This window comes from Nocardia puris (assembly GCF_036051655.1).
In the GTDB taxonomy this organism is placed as follows: domain Bacteria; phylum Actinomycetota; class Actinomycetes; order Mycobacteriales; family Mycobacteriaceae; genus Nocardia; species Nocardia puris.
This window is the reverse complement of sequence record NZ_CP107943.1, coordinates 2,281,669-2,300,450: the sequence shown is the minus strand read 5'-3', so window position 1 is coordinate 2,300,450 and position 18,782 is coordinate 2,281,669. Positions and strand designations below refer to the sequence as shown.

18 protein-coding genes and 1 pseudogene are annotated in these 18,782 nt (G+C 69.1%); 12 read left to right on the top strand and 7 right to left on the bottom strand.

Features of this window, described 5'->3' with window-relative positions; all coding sequences use genetic code 11:
• Positions 1–324: 324 nt before the first annotated feature.
• From OHB21_RS10295 to OHB21_RS10285, 3 genes are all read right to left on the bottom strand, one after another.
• Entirely contained in the window at positions 325–1,782 is a 1,458-nt protein-coding gene (locus OHB21_RS10295) for a carotenoid oxygenase family protein (RefSeq protein ID WP_067511807.1), read from the bottom strand.
• Positions 1,783–1,852: 70 nt separating this feature from the next.
• Entirely contained in the window at positions 1,853–2,260 is a 408-nt protein-coding gene (locus OHB21_RS10290) for a VOC family protein (protein ID WP_195124859.1), read from the bottom strand.
• Between the two features lie 287 nt (positions 2,261–2,547).
• A complete protein-coding gene (locus OHB21_RS10285; RefSeq protein ID WP_067511811.1) occupies positions 2,548–3,195 on the bottom strand; it encodes a TetR/AcrR family transcriptional regulator in 648 nt (215 codons plus the stop codon).
• 89 nt (positions 3,196–3,284) lie between these two features.
• On the opposite strand from OHB21_RS10285, the gene OHB21_RS10280 reads away from it, so the two are divergent.
• A complete protein-coding gene (locus OHB21_RS10280) occupies positions 3,285–4,370 on the top strand; it encodes an epoxide hydrolase family protein (protein WP_067511813.1) in 1,086 nt (361 codons plus the stop codon).
• A 113-nt stretch (positions 4,371–4,483) separates the two neighbouring features.
• Entirely contained in the window at positions 4,484–5,107 is a 624-nt protein-coding gene (locus OHB21_RS10275; protein WP_195124579.1) for an NAD(P)-dependent oxidoreductase, read from the top strand.
• Between the two features lie 224 nt (positions 5,108–5,331).
• On the opposite strand, the gene OHB21_RS10270 is transcribed toward OHB21_RS10275, so the two are convergent.
• A complete protein-coding gene (locus OHB21_RS10270) occupies positions 5,332–6,480 on the bottom strand; it encodes a GTP-binding protein (protein WP_067511817.1) in 1,149 nt (382 codons plus the stop codon).
• 81 nt (positions 6,481–6,561) lie between these two features.
• On the opposite strand from OHB21_RS10270, the gene thiD reads away from it, so the two are divergent.
• Complete coding sequence (thiD, locus tag OHB21_RS10265; protein ID WP_067511819.1) at positions 6,562–7,407, top strand: bifunctional hydroxymethylpyrimidine kinase/phosphomethylpyrimidine kinase; 846 nt, start codon at positions 6,562–6,564, stop codon at positions 7,405–7,407.
• A gap of 180 nt (positions 7,408–7,587) precedes the next feature.
• Here thiD and OHB21_RS10260 read toward each other — a convergent pair whose 3' ends face one another.
• A complete protein-coding gene (locus OHB21_RS10260) occupies positions 7,588–8,310 on the bottom strand; it encodes a TetR/AcrR family transcriptional regulator (RefSeq protein WP_067511820.1) in 723 nt (240 codons plus the stop codon).
• 157 nt (positions 8,311–8,467) lie between these two features.
• Here OHB21_RS10260 and OHB21_RS10255 point away from each other — a divergent pair, with 157 nt between their 5' ends.
• The 9 genes and pseudogenes from OHB21_RS10255 to OHB21_RS10215 all read left to right on the top strand — a co-directional run bounded on the left by OHB21_RS10255 (position 8,468) and on the right by OHB21_RS10215 (position 17,276).
• Positions 8,468–9,145 (top strand): TetR/AcrR family transcriptional regulator, encoded by a 678-nt coding sequence (locus OHB21_RS10255; RefSeq protein ID WP_195124578.1) that lies wholly within the window; start codon positions 8,468–8,470, stop codon positions 9,143–9,145.
• A gap of 4 nt (positions 9,146–9,149) precedes the next feature.
• A pseudogene (locus OHB21_RS10250) lies at positions 9,150–10,067 on the top strand (SDR family NAD(P)-dependent oxidoreductase); the annotation flags it as partial.
• A 143-nt stretch (positions 10,068–10,210) separates the two neighbouring features.
• Positions 10,211–11,863 (top strand): AMP-binding protein, encoded by a 1,653-nt coding sequence (locus OHB21_RS10245; RefSeq protein ID WP_195124576.1) that lies wholly within the window; start codon positions 10,211–10,213, stop codon positions 11,861–11,863.
• A 29-nt stretch (positions 11,864–11,892) separates the two neighbouring features.
• Positions 11,893–13,377 carry a flavin-containing monooxygenase gene (locus OHB21_RS10240; protein WP_067511826.1) on the top strand — a complete coding sequence of 495 codons (1,485 nt, stop codon included), beginning with the start codon at positions 11,893–11,895 and terminating at the stop codon, positions 13,375–13,377.
• Positions 13,378–13,392: 15 nt separating this feature from the next.
• On the top strand, positions 13,393–14,508 hold the full coding sequence (locus OHB21_RS10235; protein ID WP_067511828.1) for a lipase family protein: 1,116 nt from the start codon (positions 13,393–13,395) through the stop codon (positions 14,506–14,508).
• Positions 14,509–14,627: 119 nt separating this feature from the next.
• Complete coding sequence (locus OHB21_RS10230; protein ID WP_067511830.1) at positions 14,628–15,257, top strand: class I SAM-dependent methyltransferase; 630 nt, start codon at positions 14,628–14,630, stop codon at positions 15,255–15,257.
• Between the two features lie 90 nt (positions 15,258–15,347).
• Entirely contained in the window at positions 15,348–16,622 is a 1,275-nt protein-coding gene (locus OHB21_RS10225) for an AAA family ATPase (protein ID WP_067511832.1), read from the top strand.
• Positions 16,619–16,978 carry an RloB family protein gene (locus tag OHB21_RS10220; RefSeq protein ID WP_084537970.1) on the top strand — a complete coding sequence of 120 codons (360 nt, stop codon included), beginning with the start codon at positions 16,619–16,621 and terminating at the stop codon, positions 16,976–16,978. Before OHB21_RS10225 ends, OHB21_RS10220 begins: the two co-directional genes overlap by 4 nt.
• Positions 16,965–17,276 (top strand): RloB domain-containing protein, encoded by a 312-nt coding sequence (locus OHB21_RS10215; protein ID WP_170160794.1) that lies wholly within the window; start codon positions 16,965–16,967, stop codon positions 17,274–17,276. The genes OHB21_RS10220 and OHB21_RS10215 overlap by 14 nt, the downstream gene beginning before the upstream one ends.
• A gap of 101 nt (positions 17,277–17,377) precedes the next feature.
• On the opposite strand, the gene OHB21_RS10210 is transcribed toward OHB21_RS10215, so the two are convergent.
• Entirely contained in the window at positions 17,378–17,992 is a 615-nt protein-coding gene (locus tag OHB21_RS10210; RefSeq protein ID WP_067511836.1) for a TetR/AcrR family transcriptional regulator, read from the bottom strand.
• 5 nt (positions 17,993–17,997) lie between these two features.
• Positions 17,998–18,780 (bottom strand): enoyl-CoA hydratase family protein, encoded by a 783-nt coding sequence (locus OHB21_RS10205; protein ID WP_195124575.1) that lies wholly within the window; start codon positions 18,778–18,780, stop codon positions 17,998–18,000.
• Positions 18,781–18,782 lie beyond the last annotated feature (2 nt).

Sequence of the window (18,782 nt, the reverse complement as noted above, 5' to 3'; positions counted from 1 at the left end):
GCTGCCCATTCGGCAGTCAACCTTCCCAGGGCACGGCGAATCGCCCGCCGTGCCGTCAGGATTTCGACAAGAAGAACTCTCCGCGAGGAGAGTCCTGGGTCAGCTCGCGCCAGATGTCAACGCACGGAAAAGATGTCGCCCAAGCGCTCGTTCATACATTGATTCTCCCCACCTTCGACAGCCGCCGTCAGGAATTTCACCTTCAGTTGCAAGCACTTAGATGCTGTCACAACGCGATGGGGTCCGCAAGTGGTTCAGTTCACAAATTTCGCACGTAAGTGATCTTGATCATTAAAATATCCGAACAGTATTACTGATTTGCTATCACATAGGAGGCGGGGTGACAGACCCGCCATTCGCGGGGACCCAGTTGCCATGGAATCCGGCCGGAATCCGGTGCGGCAGATGCACCCTCGCGAGTTCTTCCAGGGAGCTCGCATCCAGGATCGCCAAGGCGCTGGTATCGGTGGCGAAGTCGTAGACCAACCCCATCAGCACGCCGTCGTCCTCGGCGGCGTCCGGCGAATTCGGGTGAAATACGAACTCCCCCAGATGCTTTCCCGTGCCGAACGTCTTGACGTCCGCGCCGCCGCGCGCCAGATCGTGTTTGAACAGCATCGAGGTGTCGGCCGGTTCGGCGCTCTCGGCCACCGTGTACCCGTACCGGTGGCGCTTCCCGAGGCGCCGCTCGTCGACCCGGGGGAACTCCTGCACCCGGTCGTCGGACCGCGATTCGCGCACCGCGCCCCGGGCTAGGTCCACGATCCACCGGTCCAGGGTCGGCGACCCGTCGGGGCCCGCTTGGCCGGCGTCGAACATCCTCGGGTACCGGACGACATCGAGCACCAAGGTGTCACCGGCCTCGAAGGCGTTCATCGTGTGGAAGACGTAGCAGGGCTCGACCTCGAACCACCGCACATCGGCGCTCACGCCCTCGCGCGGCATGACGCCCACCCTTGCCGGGTAGCGGGGATTCCAGCGGTACGGGAACCGATGGTCGCCGCGCCGCGTCGGGCGCCGGGCGGCGAACGCGTCCGGGATGCGGACGCGGCCCACCGCGGCCGACAGCAGCATCCGCGCCGGCCCGCGCAGGGCCGGCGCGACGGCCATCTCGACGGCCCGGCGCGCGTCGAACGTGACCGGCAGATCGAAGAACACGACGTAGTTCTCGGTCAGCGCGAAGTCGTGCATCATCGGGCTGCCGCCCACCTCGATCGCCACCTTGCGCCGCGCTCGCCCGTCGACGCCCACCACGGAATACCGCACCGTGTTACCGCGATCGAAGGAGTACGTCACGGCGTGCAGTTCGCCGGTGTCCGGGTCGCGCTTGGGGTGGGCGGCGTACCCGCGGCTCAGCGTGCCGCCGAAGTCGCAGACGCCGACCGTGTCCAGCTCATCGGTGAGTTCGTAGTTCGCCACGCCGCCCTCGACGAGTGCCAGCGTCTTGCCGGCGTGCCCGATGACGTTGGTGTTGGCACCGATTCCGGTGACCGCGCCGCCGCCGTCGGCGCCCTCGCCGAGCGCCGCCGCCGTGGCCGGGCCGCGCACCCAGCGATTGCGGTACCACTCGGCCTTGCCGTCGCGGATCCGTATGCCGTGCACCATGCCGTCGCCGACGAACCAGTGGTAGCGCTCGGGGTCGATCTCCCCGATCGGATTGGGGCCGTTGCGCAGGTATCTGCCGTCCAGATGACCGGGAATCGTGCCGGTGACCGTCAGCTCGGTCAGCGTGTGTTCGCGGCGGACGGGAGCGAAAACGCCTTCGAGGAATCGATTTCCCACCGTTGAACCATCACACGAATCAGCCGGGAGCGCCGCAGTTTTCCGATTCGCCACCGGCGCGCGGCGTCCCTCACCCCCGGCTGGAGATCTGCTGGATGGCCCACTCGTTGCCGTCGGGGTCGGCGAAGAAGAGGAAGCCGACGTTGTCGAGGGGGTCGGGCACCGGGCGGGGGTTCTCGCCGAGCACCTGGACCTCGCCGATGTCGAGGCCGCGCTCGAGCAGTTCCGCGCGCGCCAGGTGGATGTCGGGGACGACCAGTTGCAGGCCCTTGAGGGAGCCCGGCGGCATATCCGGCACCGCCCCCTTGCCGATCACGATCGAGCATCCCGAGCCCGGGGGCGTGAGCTGCACGATCCGGGTGTTCTCGTCGATCACCGTGTCGTGGTCGACGGTGAAGCCGAGCAACCGCGTGTAGAAGTCCTTGGCGCGGTCGATATCGGTTACCGGCACGATCACGACCTCGAGCGTCCAGTTCATGGTCTGCCCTTTCACGTGAGGATGGGTCCGTTCCTACCAGCGGACACGGCACGCCGGACGCGTTCGCGCAGACATTGTCGAACGTAGCGCCCACCGGCCCACCTGACCACGATCGGCTGGCACACCGCGCGCATGGCGTGGCCGAGACGGTAGCCCGACAACGCGACCGCATGAGCTCCGCACCTCACACCGCCCCGCGCCGTCGCCCCCGCCGGAACCACGCGCGCCCGAACCTCCCCGCGCTCAGTGCCGCCGCCCCCGGCGAAACCGCCCGAACCTCCCAGCGCTCAGGTGCGCGGTTTCCAGCGCCAGGCGAACTCCCCCGCTTCGGGCGGGGGGCCGGGCAGGTCCCCCTCGGCGGCCAGGCCCGCGACGAGCAGGGCGAGGGTGCGCCGACGCAGTTGCGCGGTGCGCTCGGCGTCGGGCAGGACGATGGCCGAGCACGCCTCCAGGAGCAACCCGAGGTCTTGGGCGTTGACCTCGGGCCGCAGCCGGCCGGTGGCGTGGGCGCGGCGGACGAGTTCGCCGGTGACCTCGGCGGCGTGCGTCACGGCGGGCACGATCTCGTCGTCCGGGGTGAACGTGCCCGCCAGGTGCACGGTGAGCGAATGCACGTCGGCGTCCACGACTCGCTCGAGGAAGCCGACCAGCCCGCGCCAGCCGTCCGAATCCTCCAGCGCCGCATCGGCTTCCGCGTTGTAGCGGTGTAAGCCCTCGTAGCAGAGCGTGCGCAGCAGCACTTCCTTGCTGGGGTAGCGCCGGTACAGTGCGCTGATCCCGACGCCGGCGCGTTCGGCGACGGCGGCGATGGGGGCGCCCGGATCGGCGAGGAACACCGCCCGCGCGGCCTCGAGGATGAGCCCGTCGTTGCGCGCGGCCTGCGCTTTGCGGCCCGGCAGACCCTTGCGAGCTGGGGCGTCGGATGTCTTCGGCATGAATTCGAGGATAGCACTTGAAACGGAATGATCCGTTCTGCTACTGTTCAAACAGAACAGAACATTCCGTTTCAAAACGAGGAGTCGTCATGACCGCCATCACCCCCTTCCGCATCGACGTCCCGCAGGCCGAGCTGGACGAGCTGCGCGACCGCCTGGCCCGCACCCGCTGGGCCGACCAGATCCCCGGCTCCGGCGACGAGTACGGCGTGAGCACCGACCGGGTCCGGCACCTGGCGCAGCTGTGGCGCGACGGGTTCGACTGGCGCGCGGTGGAGCGCGATCTCAACACCCTGCCGCAGTTCACCACCGAGATCGACGGACAGACGATCCACTTCGCGCACGTGAAGTCCGAGCGCGACAACGCTTTTCCGCTGATCCTGGTGCACGGGTGGCCGGGCACCTTCGTGGAGTTCCGCGCACTCGTCGCCCCGCTCACCGCGGCGGGCTTCGATCTGGTGATCCCCTCGGTGCCCGGCGTCGGATTCTCCGGCCCCACCACGGAATCCGGCTGGCACAGCGCCCGGATCGCGCGTGCTTTCACCGAATTGATGGCGCGCCTCGGCTACACCCGCTACGGCGCGGTGGGCAACGACGGTGGCGCGATGGTCGCTCCCGAGATGGGCCGCGTCGCGCCGGAAAACGTGGTGGCCGTGCAGGTTTCGCAGGTCTACTCGTTCCCGAGCGGCGATCCCGCCGAGCTGGCCGACCTCACCGAGGACGAGCAGCGCGCACTCGAGACACTGACCTGGTTCGCGGAGAACAAGATGGGCTTCAACATCCTGCAGTCCCAGCAGCCGCAGACCCTGGCCCACGCGCTGGCGGACTCGCCGGCCGGCCTCGTCGGCTGGCACGCGCAGCTGCTCGGCCCCGACCTCGACGACGAGTTCGTGCTCACCAATATCGCCATCCAGTGGTTCACCGGCACCGCGGGCTCGGCCACCCGGCGCTATTTCGAGGACAAGAACGCGCCGCACCCCACCGAGCCGACCACGGTGCCGCTGGGCCTCTCGGGCTCGAACGGCGACTTCCACGGCATCCGCCGCTTCGCCGAGCGCGATCACGCGAACGTAGTGTCCTGGCGGACCCACGACGTGCACTCCCACTACCTGCACCACGCCGCGCCCGAGCTGATGGCGCGGGAGATCGCCGACTTCTTCGACCGCTACCGCTGAGACACTCGCTTATGTCTTGGAGACGCGTGGCCATGGATCGTCTCACCTGGCGCTGTTGTACTGGATTCACCGAGAACACAGGGGCTTTCACCAGCCCGGACAGGGAGCACACCATGAGGATCGCAGTCTTCGGAGCCACCGGAACCGTCGGCCGTCTCGTCGTCGAGCGAGCGCTCGGCGAGGGCCACGAGGTCACCGCGTTCACCCGCGACGCCGGGAACATCACCCGCAGCCACGAGCGCCTGCGGGTGGTGGCGGGCGACGTCTTCGACACGCACGCCGCCGAGCGCGCGGTGGCGGGCCAGGATGCGGTGATCGTCGCGCTCGGCGACGGGCGCACCGGGAAGGTGCGCTTCGGCGGCACCAAGGCGGTGGTCGAGGCCATGCACCGCACCGGCGTGAAGCGGTTGATCTGCCAGAGCAGCCTCGGCGTCGGCGACAGCCGCGGCAATCTCGACTTCCTCTGGAAATACGTGCTTTTCGGGGTGATCCTGCGCCGCGCCTACAACGATCACGTCGCCCAGGAGACGTATGTTATGGCGAGCCAACTGGATTGGACGATCGTGCGGCCCAGCGCGTTCACCGACGGCCCGCGCACCGGGACCTACCGGCGCGACTTCCCGGGCACCGAACCCGGTCTCGCACTGAAGATCTCGCGCGCCGATATCGCGGACTTCCTGCTCGAACAGCTCACCGACGACACCTACCTGCACCGCACCCCCGGCATCTCGCACTGATGCCCGCCACCTTGTCGCGACCCACGCCCCCTCAACACCGCGTGGGTCGCGACGTCGACCATCGTTCGGACCACCCGGTACCGAACCGGCTATACGCCGTACTGCTCCGGCGTGTCACCGTCGGCGCGCCACGCCACTTCGCGCGCAGAACGACCCTCCACGAACGCTCGCCTACGACGCGATCGCGGTGCACCACGCGGGCGTTGGCGAACCCACCCCCGCACTCACGCGTGCTGGTGCAGCTCACCCCAGGCCGGGAACGGATCGGCGTACCTGGTCCACACTCGCGGCCCCGCGGCGAATTCCTCGTCCGTCAACAGCGCGGCGTCGAGCAGCGCGCGCACCTTGCCCCCGTCGAGCCGCACGCCGATGAACACCACCTCCTGCCCGGCGGACACCTCCAGCGACGACCACCACGCGGCGGGCTCGAAGGTCAGGTTGGGGCCGGCCTGCGACCAGACCGCCGCCAGCTCCGGACGGCTCGCGATCCAGCAGAATCCCTTGCTGCGCAACATCCCCCGCATCCCGTTCAGCGCCTCGGCCAACCGCGCGGGATGGAACGGGCGGTCCGCGGTGTAGGTGATGCTGCGGATGCCGTACTCCTCGGTCTCGGGCACGTGCCCGCCGGCCAGCTCCTCCTCCCAGCCCTCGCTGGCGGCGGCGACCACCGGGTTGTAGCGGCCGGTGGCCAGCACCTCGGACAGGTCGACCACGCCGCGCTCGGCGCGCAGCACCCGGGCGCGCGGGTTGAGCCTGCGCACCATCGCCTCCACCGTGCCGACGGCGTTCGCGCTCACCAGATCGGTCTTGTTGATCAAGAGCACGTCGGCGAACTCCACCTGATCCACCAGCAGGTCCGCGATGGTGCGCTCATCGCCGTCCCCGGCCTGGAGGTCGCGCGCGGCCAGCGCCTCCCCGCGCACCACCTCGCCGAGGAAGGTCGAGGCGTCGACCACGGTGACCATGGTGTCGAGGCGGGCGATGTCGCCGAGCTTGAAGCCGTCCTCGAACTCCCACTCGAACGTCGCCGCCACCGGCATGGGCTCGGAGATACCCGTGGATTCGATGACGAGCTGGTCGAAGCGCCCCTGCCTGGCCAGTTTCCCGACCGCCTCGATGAGATCCTCGCGCAGCGTGCAGCAGATGCAGCCGTTGGTGAGCTCGACCAGTTTCTCCTCGGTGCGGTCCAGGTGGCCCTGACCCGCGACCAGCGCCGCGTCGATGTTCACCTCGCTCATGTCGTTCACGATGACGGCCACGCGGCGGCCGTCGCGGTTGGCGAGGATGTGGTTGAGCAGGGTGGTCTTGCCCGCCCCGAGGAAACCGGACAGCACGGTGACGGGCAGCGGATCGACGCTCGGCGAAGTGGTCATGCCTTAATGATAATGGTTTTCATTTATGACAGGGCGGCGGGTGCGCGCACACGCGGCCGCGGGGCCGTAGATTCTTGCGGTGTGAAACTGCTGCCCCTTCCCGACAGCGGACAGACCCCGGTCCGCGTCCTCACCATCGCAGGCACCGACTCCGGCGGCGGGGCCGGAATCCAGGCCGATACGCGCACCATGGCGCTGTGCGGCGTGCACGCGTGCGTCGCCGTCGCGGCGGTGACCGTGCAGAACTCGGTGGGCGTGAGCGGCTTCCACGAGATCCCGCCGGGGATCGTGGCCGACCAGGTGCGCACCGTGGTGAGCGATATCGGGATCGCCGCCGCCAAGACCGGCATGCTCGCGTCCACCCCGATCATCGAGGCCGTGGCTGGGGTGTGCCGCGAGGTGGGCATCGGCCGCGACGGCCATATCCCCTTGGTGGTCGACCCGGTCGCCGCCTCCATGCACGGCGACCCGCTGCTGCACGCCGAGGCGCTGGACGCGGTGCGGCACACCCTGTTTCCGCTGGCCACGGTGGTGACGCCGAACCTGGACGAGGTGCGCTTGATCACCGGCGTCGAGGTGGTGGACCGGGCGACCGCGCGCAAGGCCGCCGAGGCGCTGCACGCGCTGGGCCCGAGCTGGGCCATCGTGAAGGGCGGGCACCTGCGGTCCTCGGAGGTCAGCACCGACCTGCTGTTCGACGGCGAGGCGTTCCACGAGTTCACCGCCCCGCGCATCGCGACCGGCAACGATCACGGCGGCGGCGACACCCTCGCGGCCGCGCTGGCCTGCGCGCTGGGACACGGCTACTCGGTGCCCGACGCGGTGGCCTTCGCCAAGGAGTGGACGCGGCGCTGTCTGGAGGCGTCCTACGATCTGGGCGCGGGCCACGGCCCGGTCTCCCCGCTGTGGCGGCTGCGCCACTCCTGAGACACGCCGTCCCGACCAGCGGGCCGGGCTACCGGAACTTGTCGGTGGGCGGGTCCATACTGGGTGTGTTGCGCAACACCATCGGCCTCAACGGCGCGGCCGGTTCAGGACAACGGCGTTCGCGGTGTTCGCGACGAGGCGCCCTCCCTACCGTCCGCGGCGGTATCGCGGGGCCCGGTCCTAGCGGGCCGAGAAGGCCAGGTGCAGGGGCTGCTCGGCGTCGATCGCGATGCCGTTCAACCGCGCGTTCGCCTCGGCGAGCGCCGAGATGATCTCCGCCAGATACGCCACGAACTTCTCGATCGGCATGGCATTGGCCGCCAGCCGGTTCGCGCCGAGCCACCAGTCGGTGGCCGAGGCGACCGCGCCGAAGATGGAGTAGTTGACCAACTCGATGCTGGCCACGTCGACCGTCTCGTCCAGCAACCCCGCGAACAGCTCCGCCAACCGCCGCGCCGACTGGCGGGCCGATTGCAGCGCCCGCTCCGATTCGTCGGCCTGCTGGGTGAAGTGACTGTGCAGCATGAAGCGGAAGACGTTGGGGTGTTCGGTCACCACCAGCGCGTATTCCGCGGCGCTGCGGCGCACCAGTTCGCGGGCGGAGTCGCCGGTGAGGTCGATGCCCGCCAGGATGCGCTCCCACAGGATGTCGCGCACCCGGTCCACGATGGCGTTGTAGAGGTCGGTCTTGTCCTCGAAATGCCGGTACAGCTTGGGTTTCGCGGCGCCGGCCTCCTTGGCGATATCGCCCATGCTGACCTCGGGGCCGTACTTGTCCAGCGCGCGGAACGCCGCGCTCACGAACTCCTGGCGCACCTGGCGCCGGTGCTCGCGCCACCGCTCGGTTCTGGCATCGACGCGACCTGATCGCGCCCGGTCGGTGCTCCGGCGGCTGCTCTTCACCCTTGCGACCGTATCAATTCCCGGTGGCGACCGGTGGTGCGCCGAGTCCGCCCGCCGTGACCGGATCGACGGCGAATCGGATTCGCCGCGCCGTTGACGTAACTGTCTGTGACAGGCTAGCGTCCTTTTTGAATCCGATTCAAGAACTGGAGGCGCGATGGTCGGCAACCGCCGCGGCGAGGCCGCCCGCGCGACACTGCTGGACGCGGGGCGGGTCGCGTTCAGCACCCAGCGGTACGAAGAGGTGTCCATCGTCGATCTGGCGCGCTCGCTCGGTGTAGCCGCCGGGTCCATCAGTTACCACTTCGGTGGTAAGCGCGGCTTCTACCTGGCCGTCATCGCGCAGGCGGCCGACGAGTTCTGGAGCGAGCTGCTGGCGATGCGCGGCCCCGCGCTGGACCGGCTGACGTGGGGCGTGGAGAAACTGCTCGACCGCGCCCACGCCCAGCCCGGGGCGTTCGAGGCGCTGCTCGCCGACGTCGCCGACGCCGAGGTGCGCAAGATCCGCGACGAGCACCGCAGGCGGCTCGCGCACGCGCTGGCGGTGGAGATCTCCGGGTCGGCGGCCACACCCGTGCTGCGCGCGGCGATCGCCGGGTGGATGTCGTTCATCGAGGGCGCGGTCCTGGACTGGCTCCACACCGGCGACCTCGCGCGCGACCAGGTCCGGGATCTGATCCTGGGCAATTTCTTCGGCACCGTGCTTTCGGCGGTGTCGGTCGATCCGGGCATCGAACTCAGCAAGCGCGTCGTGGACGCGGTGCTGTCGGACGCGCGGCTGGGCTCGTTCCTGGCCGGTATGGCGATGACGATGCCCGCCGGAACCGTGGAGTGATGCGATGCGAAATACCTTGCCCACCGGCCCTTCTCGCGTAGTGCACCATCCGCTCGCGCGCGCCGCGGCCCACGCCGTCGGGCCGCGCGGCCTGCGGGACGAGCGACGGTTGCGCCGCGAGGTCGACGGAAAGGTGGTGGTGATCACCGGCGCGTCCTACGGCGTCGGCGCGGCCACCGCGCGGCTGTTCGCCCGTGCGGGCGCGCACGTGGTGCTCGCGGCGCGGTCGAAGGAGCGCCTGGCCGAGCTCGCCGGGGAGATCGGGGCGGCGGGCGGGCGCGCCTACGCCTACCCGCTGGACCTGACCAGCGAGGAGTCGGTGGCCGAATTCGCCGCCGCCGTCCAGCACGATCTCGGCGGCGTGGACTACCTGATCCACAACGCGGGCAAATCGCTGCGCCGCTCGATCCACCTCTCCTACGACCGGCCGAAGGACGTCACGGCCACCGCCGGCGCCAACTACGTCGGCCCGATGCGGCTGACGCTGGCGCTGCTGCCCGCCATGCGCGCTCGCGGCAGCGGCCACATCGTCAACGTGTCCACGGTCGGCGTCATGTTCCCGGTCGTGCCCAAATGGGGGTTCTACCTGTCGTCCAAGGCGGCGTTCGACTGGTGGATGCGCGCGGTCGGCATGGAGGCGCGCGCCGACGGCGTCACGCTCACGACGTTCTACGCCGGGCTCATGCACACCAGGATGAGCGCGCCGAGCCGGTGGATGCGCGTGCTGCCGGGCCAGACGCCCGACGACGCCGCGCGCGTCCTGGCGCGCGCCGTGGTGGAGAAGCCGCGCACGCTCACCCCGGTGTACGGGCATCCGTCGGCGATCGCGGTGCCGCTGTTGCGTTTTCCGCTCGAAGTGATCATCGGCGCGGTGTATCAGCGGCTCGGGGATACCGAAGCATCGCTGTCGCGGGTGCGGGCGGAGGTCGTGTCGGACAACGGCGAGACGGGTAGCGATGCTCGCCCCTCGCCGGGCGGCGGTGAGTCTGGGCGGCAGGAGAATTCGGCGGGTGCGATCCGGACGCCCCTTGATCGAGGGGCCGATCGGAACGGAGGTGGTTCGCGATGAGAACCGACCTGATTCCCGACGTACAACGCTGGGCCGCAGCGATTCCCGCGATCGCCAAGTCGGGGATGCTGGCTCCCGTCGGCCCGAAGACGGGCGCGCGGCTCGCGCAAGCCTTCTACCGGTACGGCTCCACACCGGCAATGCTGTTGGCCGCCAGCGCAATTCGACATCCCCACCGCACCGCCCTCATCGACGACGCCGGTGCGCTCACCTACGCGCGATTGCAGTCGACCTCCGAGGCGATCGCCGCCGCGCTCTACGCGCTCGCCTCGGCACCACCCACCTCGGTGGGGATCATCTGCCGCAACCATCGCGGCTTCGCGCAGGCGATGGCGGCGGGTGCGCAGCTGGGCGCGGAACTGATCTTCCTGAACACCGAACTCACCGACGCGCAGCTGGCCGCGATCCTGGCCCGGCACGCCCCCGACGTGCTGATCTTCGACGAGGAGTACGCGGACGGGGTCGAAGCGGCGGACTACCCGGGGCTGCGCGTGCTGGCCTGGCGCGACGACCCGGCCGCCCCGTCCGCGCTGCCCTCGCTCGCCGACCTCGCGACCCGGTCACACCCGGCGCCGCCGCGAGTCCGGCACTCGGTGCGGATCACCTTGCTCACCTCCGGCACCACCGGACTCGCGAAAGGCGTTCCGCGGTCGGTTGATCCGGCCGCGATCGGACTGCTGTGCGCGACGGCGATGTCGGTGGTGCGGCTGCGCTCCACCGACACCGTGATCGCGGCGCCGCCCTTCTTCCACGGGTTCGGCCTGCTCGCGCTGCTCGGCCCGCTGACGCTGGGCGCGACCGCGATCTGCCGCCGCCGGTTCGACGCGCAGCGCACGCTCGCCGATATCACCGAGCACTCCGCGACGGTGCTGATGGGCGTGCCGGTGATGCTGCGACGGCTGCTCGCCGCGCCCGCGCTCGACCGCCGCGCGCTGCGCGAATCGTCGCTGCGCGTGGTGCTCACCGGCGCGGCGCCGATCACCCCGGCCACGGTGCGCCAGGTCATCGACGTGTTCGGTCCGATCCTGGCCAACGGCTACGGTTCCACCGAAGCCGGGCTGGTCAGCGTGGCCGGCCCCGCCGATCTCGTCGAGGAGCCCGGCACCCTCGGGCGGCCGTCGCTCGGTGTCTCGGTGCGAATCCTGCGTCCCGACAACAGCATTGCCGTACCAGGCGAGATCGGTTCGATCTTCATCCGCAGCGGATTGGTCTACTCCGGATACTCACCCGACGCCACCGGCCGCCCGGCCACCAAACGGGTGGTCGACGGTTACGTGGATACCGGCGATATGGGCCATCTCGACGCGAAAGGCCGCCTCTACCTGGACGGACGCAGCGACGACATGATCGTCTCCGGCGGCGAGAACGTCTTCCCCGGCGAGGTCGAGAACCGGCTGGCCGAACACCCCGGCGTCGCCGAGGCGGTGGTCCTGGGGACCCCCGATCCGGAGTTCGGCCAGGTGCTGCACGCGTTCGTGGTGCCCGAACCCGGCGCGGGCGAGTTGCGCGACGACGATCTGAAATCCCATGTGCGCGAACGGTTGGAGCGCTACAAGGTGCCCAAGCGCTTCACCGTGGTCACCGAGATCCCCCGCAATGCGGGCGGCAAGGTGCTGCGCGCTCGACTACAACCCGGCACCGCGAGCTGAAACCGGCTCCCCGCGAAAGGAATTACGCCATGGCAACGACGCACCGGCGCGACCCCGAGATCGTCATCATCGGGGCGGGTGTGGCGGGTATCGCCACCGCCGTCACCTTCAAGCAGGCCGGTTTCCACAATTTCGTCATCGTGGAGAAGGGCTCCGATGTGGGCGGGGTGTGGCACTGGAACCGCTACCCTGGACTCACCTGCGACGTGCCGTCGCAGATCTATCAGTTCTCCTTCGCGCCCAAGCCGGACTGGCGACGCGTCTGGGCGACCGGGCCCGAGATCCAGCGCTACCACCGTGAAGTTGTCGAGAAGTTCGGCCTGACAGAGCATTTGCTGCTCGAGTCCGAGGTGGTCGGCGCGCGGTTCGGCGACGACGGGTGGGGGGTGAACATCGCCGACGGGCGAGAGTTGCGCGCCGACTTCGTCATCGCCGCCACGGGCGTGCTGCACCACCCGTTCACGCCCGACATTCCCGGCCTCGGCGAGTTCACCGGTTCGGTCGTGCACACGGCCCGCTGGGACGACTCTATCGAGACGGCGGGCAAGCGCGTCGCGGTGATCGGCACCGGATCGACCGGCGTGCAGATCGTTTCGGCGCTGCAACCCGAGGCGGCCACGCTCACCCAGTTCGCCCGTACCCCGCAGTGGGTGCTGTGGGCGCCGATGGGCCTGCCGCAGCCCTGGCTGCTCGGCAAGGCACTCGATCTCGTGCCCGGGGTACACCGGCGTCTGTACGACGGAATGCTTCGGGCCTCCGGCATTCTGGCCGATGTGGTGTTGCGCCCGAGCTGGCGTCGGCGCGCGGTGCAGGATTTCGCGCGACTGTCGCTGACGGCGCAGGTCCACGACCCGCGGCTGCGCCAGGCGCTCACGCCCGACTACGAACCTTTGTGCAAGCGACAGGTTGTGTCGGGCACGTACTACCGGGCGATCTCCGCGCCGAACGCCGAGCTCGTCACCGACGCGATCACCGCGATCACGCCCACCGGCATCCGCACGGCCGACGGCAGGCATCACGAGGTGGACGTGATCGTCTTCGCCACCGGGTTCAAGCCGCACAACTACATGCGACCCATGAATCTGATCGGCCGCGACGGCCTAACCATCGATGAGGCGTGGTCGAAAGGTCCACGCGCGTACCGGATGACGGCGATCCCCGGCTTCCCCAACCTGTTCACGGTGCTGGGCCCGAACTCGCCGACCGGCTCCATCTCCCTCCAGTACTCCGCCGAACTCACCGCCCGCTACATCACCTCGTGGCTGCGCCGGTTCCGCGCCGGGGAGGTGGACACCGTGGAGGTCACCGAGGAGGCGACTACCCGGTTCAACGACGAGGTGGCCGACGCGCTCGGTCCCACCGTGTGGAACACCGGGTGCCGGTCCTGGTACTTCACCGACCAGCACACCATCGACCTGTGGCCCTTCGACCGCGCGACCATGACCCGGATGCTCACCACCCCGGACGAGCGCGACTACCACCTCACCCGCGCGCCGCGCCTGGCCGCGCTCTGATTTCGAGGACCGACGATGCCGAACACCCACCTGCGTCCCACCTCCGCCGACGACGCCGTACCCGGGCGGATCCTGCGGGCCGAACCGATGACCGCGCGCCTCGTGCCCGGCTGGGCCATCCGCGCCCGCGCCTGGCGGGTGCGGTACGAATCGACTACCGCGACCGGGGAACCCACCGTGGTGTCCGGCACCATCCTGGCTCCCGAACGTCTCCGCTCGGGCGCGCCGTTGCTCGGATTCGCCCCTGGCACACAGGGACTCGCGCACACGGCGGCGGTGTCGCGACTGTTGCGCTACGGGCTGGAGTACGAAGGGGCCTTCCTCGCGGCCGCGCTGGGTCGCGGGTGGGTGCTCGCCGTCACCGACTACCCCGGGCTCGGCACGCCCGGAACGCACCCGTACGTGGTGGGTCCGGCCAACGGGCGCGCGGTGCTCGACATCATGCGCGCCGCTCGGACCTCGCCCGAGCTGGGCCTCGATCCGAGCGGCGTAGCCGGCGTGTACGGGTATTCCGAGGGCGGGAACGCCGCGGGCTGGGCCGCGCAACTGCAACCCGGGTACGCGCCCGACGTGGCGCTGGCCGGGGTGGCGGTCGGCGGCGCGCCCGTCGATCTGATGGAACTGTCCGAGGCCCTGGACACCAGCCTGTTCGCGTTCCTGCTGATCTACGCCGCGATCGGGATGGACGCGAGCTTCCCCGAACTGCGGCTCGACGAATTCCTCAATACGCGTGGGCGACTGGCCGCGGCCGTCATGAAGCGGACGCACATCGTTCCCGCGGTCGCGCTCGGGCTGGCGCTGCCCAAGACTCGCGCGCGGTACCTGGCCGAGGATCTCCTGCGCGATCCCGCCTGGATCGCCCGCATGAGCGAAGCGAGCCTCGGCCACCTCCCGCCGGGCGCGCCGGTGCTCATCGGCCACGGCCGCCAAGACCAGGTGCTGCCCTACCGGCAGTCCGAGTTGTTGCTGCGCCGCTGGCGCGCACTGGGCGCCGACGCCACCCACCACCGCATCGCCTGGGGCGAACACCTCACCGCCGCACCCCAATTCGCCCGCGCCGGGTTCGCGTTCCTCGGTGGGCGGTTCGCCGCCTGGGAGCGGGCGGGGCTGGCCGGGTCGACCGCCGTGTAGCCGCCGCCCCGCGGTCCCGGACTTGCCGGTCCGGCAACGAAAGTGGCCGGTTCGGCACGGTCGACCCACCATGGCGTGAGGCGGAGGTTCCGCCCCGCACGGTGAGCAGGAGATTGCGAATGACCGCGAGCACGGCCGAAGAGTACTGGGAAGGGTTCTACCGCGAGCGCGACAAGGTGTGGACCGGTAACCCGAACCCGCTGCTGGCGCGCGAGGCCGCCGGCCTGGTGCCCGGCTCCGCGCTGGACCTGGGATGCGGCGAAGGGGGCGATGCGCTCTGGCTGGCGGGGCGCGGCTGGCGAGTGCTCGCCGTCGACGTCGCCGAGGTCGCGTTGCGGCGCGGGGCCGCGCACGCCGCCGACGCCGGTGTCGCCGACCGCATCACCTGGGAGCGCCACGACCTCTCGCGCACCTTCCCCGAAGGCGCCTTCGACCTGGTCTCCGCCCAGTTCCTGCACTCCCCGGTCGCCGCCGACGGCGAACGCGACGAGATCCTGCGCCGCGCCGCCGCAGCCGTGGCGCCGGGCGGCACCCTCCTCCTCGCCGCCCACTCCACCTTCCCCACCTGGATGACCGACCCCCCGAAGATCCATTTACCCACCAACGCAAGCCAACTCGAAGCCCTCGCCCTCGACCCCACCGAATGGACCGTCCTCACAGCCGCCCTCATCGACCGCGACCTCCCCGGCCCCGAAGGCCAACCCGGCACCCGCACCGACTCCCTCCTCCGCATCACCCGCCGCAAGTAGGACCAGCCCGATCGCCGGACACCCGCTGACAACCCCTTGATTTGGTAGTCTTCTGACGAAATTGGCCATCTAAGTGCAGCGGGGTGTCGAATGCTCATCCGGTTTGAAGTGGAGAACTTCCGCTCGATACTCGAACCCGCAGAGCTGTCGATGGTTGCGATCGATGACCGGCCGGAGGTGCGGGTCCATCCGAAGTTCGGTGCGTCACTGGTGCCGGTCGCGGGCATCTTCGGGCCCAACGCATCGGGCAAGTCGAACGTGCTGGCGGCGTTGGCCTGGCTGCGTGCAGCGGTTCAGCACTCCCTGCGCATGTGGGACGAGGAGATCCCCGTCGAACCGTTCGCTTTCGGTGATGCGAAGACTCGGGACTCATCATTCGTTCTCGAGTTGGAGATCGACGGAGTTCGCTTCGAGTACCTTCTCGATGTCGGGAGGCATCGAGTCAGCTATGAAGCGCTGTTCCACTATCCCGAGGGACGGCGTCGACGCGTCTTCGAACGCGAAGCCAACGAGCTCACCCTGCAACGCGGGCTGGGGCAACTTTCGGGCACGCGAACGCTTCTCACCGATCGGTCACTGGCGCTGTCGATTATGCGGCGATTCGATGAGCCGACGACCTCGGCGTTCGCACGATCCGTCGTCCGCATGACAGGGCTGGGAAAGTCGTTGGGCCGGAATCGCCGCTTTCCTGTTGGCACGGCACGCTCGACGATCAGCCTCTTCGGTCCACCTCGGAACGAGCAACTCACATTCTATGACGACGACCCGTTCTACTACTCGGAGTGGCAATCGGGTCGCCACCAAGCGATGTCGTTGCTGAAGCTCGCGGATCTCGGAGTAGCCGATGTACAAGTCGTAGAAACACGAATCGAAGCCGCCGGAGAAAAACCCGTGGTCCGCCGGAACGCACAGCTTGTCCATGTCTCCGACGGCGAACAGCTACCCTTCGCGTACCACGACGAATCGGCTGGCACACGTGCCTGGTTCGAACTGATCGGTCCGGTGCTCGATTCCCTGCGACACGGGGAAATCGTCCTCTTCGACGAACTGGACGCGAGTCTGCACCCGACTCTCACCGCTCAGCTCGTCAAACTCTTCGAGGGGCGGAGGTCCAACCCGCACGGCGCGCAGCTGCTGTTCACCTCCCACGACACCAACCTGTTGAATCACCTCAACCGGGACGAAGTGTGGCTGACGGAGAAATCCGAGAAGGGATCGACACGCTTCGCTGCCCTGTCCGACTTCGCCGGTGAACGCGTTCGCCGATCGGCGAATCTCGAAAGCAGCTACCTCAGCGGCCGATTCGGTGCACTACCCGACGTCTCCCGGCCCGAGGTCCTGCGTGACTTGGGCTTGATCGGATGACCGCCAAGGAGCGAGGTAAACGAGGAAAAGAGCTCAAACGCGTCACGGAGACCACACCGGTTCGGGCGACCTTTCGCGTGTACACGGAAGGAAAGTCGACCGAACCCGAGTACATCGACGCCCTCAAACGGCTCCCTGAGTTCGCCGAAGCGGTGTCGGTGGATATCTCCATCGAGGAGGCCGGAGCGACGCCGATGCACCTCGTGGAAAGCGCGTGTACCGACAAGCGCCGCGCCGACCTAGACGTCGACTTCTACTGGTGCGTGTTCGATGTAGAGTTTCCACAGCGACATCCACATCTCCATCGGGCCAGACTGATTAGCCGAAGCCAACGGTATCCGGTTGGCGATCAGTAATCCCTGCTTCGAGATCTGGCTGATCCTCCACCATGGACACCACGGGAGCCACCTATCCACCGACCAAGCGATTCGGCTCCGGCGCGAACGCGATGGGTCCGATGGCAAACACATCGACAGCGCGCTCTATATGAAACGCATGCCCACGGCCATCCGCCACGCACGTACCCTTCGCACGAAGCATGAGCGGGACGGCACAGAATTTCCCGAGGACAACCCCTCCTCCTCGGTCGACCAGTTCGTAACCCACATTCGTGAGGTGGTTGAGTCCATGACCGACGACGCTGCCCACCAGTAGACGGGCACAGCGGGTTGTCTCTCAGCTTGCCGACGGCTGGCTCGTCCGATGCGATGGCCAGGACAGTCAGTCCCTCATCTGCGCGGGCAGCTCGTGCAACGTCAGTGGGGGTTGTTCAAGGCGGTGTGCAAAGTGATCGCCCACTGGTGGACGATGTCTTTGCGGCGGGCGGAGTCGTCGGTGAGGACGTTGGCGAGGCCGAGGCCGCGGGCCATATCGAGGGTGCCTTGGACGAGGTGGTGGACGACGGGGTCGGTGTCGTCGACGCCGAGGGCTTCGATGGCGAGGCGGTGCTGGATGCGGCCGAAGCGGGCCTCCATCGGGACGATGCGTTCGCGCAGGACCGGGTCGGCGGCGGCGTGGGTCCACACCTGTAGCGCCGCCTTGAACAGGGCGCCCGCGTAGGACTCGACCAGGCCGGTGACCACGGCGTGGGTGCGGTCCACGCCCTGGGTGATCGCGCTGAGGCTCGCCGCTTCGGCCTTCGCCTGCGCCATGCGCGAATCGAACATGTAGTCCAGCGCCGCGGTGATCAGGTCTTCCCTGGTGGGGAAGTGATGCTGGGCCGCGCCGCGCGACACCCCCGCCCGCTCGGCGACCACGGCGACCGTGGCGGCCGCCCAGCCCATGGAGGCCAGGCAGTCGATGGTCGCCTCGAGCAGGCGCTGCCGGGTGGCTCGGCTGCGGTCCTGCTTCGGTTCGTGGGGTGTCGCCATGGCGGTTATTCTGCCCAGCTCGGCGGACGGCGCTGCAGGAAGGCCGTCATGCCCTCGCGCACCTGGTCGGTGCCGAAGAAGCTCGCCGACCGCACCGCCAGCTCCTCGGCGGAGGCGTCGAACTCGGCGAGGATGCCGGTGTTGACGAGCCGCTTGGCCTCCGCCAGCCCCTGCGGCGCGCCTTTGCGCAGTTCGCCGCACAGGCGCGCCACCTCGGCCGCCGGATCGTCGGCCACCACGGTGACCAGCCCGATCTCGGCGGCCTCCGCGGCGCCGAACTTCTCCCCGGTGAGGTAGTACCGGCTCGCGGCGCGCGCATTCAGGCGCGGCAGCAGAGTGAGCGAGATCATGAACGGCGCCAAGCCGATCCGCACCTCGGTCAGCGCGAACGAACTGCCCGGCCCCGCCACCACCAGGTCACACGCCGCCACGATGCCCATGCCACCGGCACGCACGTTGCCGTCGACCTGCGCGATCACCGGCTTGGGGATCTCCACCAATCGGCGCAGCACCCCGATCATCACGCGGGTGCGCTGATCGGCCGCCACCGCCGGATCGGCGTCGCTGGCCTCGCTCAGGTCCGCGCCGGCGCAGAAGGTGTTGCCGGTGTGGGCGAGCACGATGCCGCGCACCCGTTCGTCGCCCGCCGCCTGGTCCAGCCCGGCGATCAGCTCGGCGACCAGCCGCGAGGACAGCGCGTTGCGGTTGTGCGGGGAGTCCAGGGTGAGCACCGCGAAACCGTCGCGGATCTCGGAGCGGACCAGCGGCGCGGTGGAGGTCTCGGTCATCG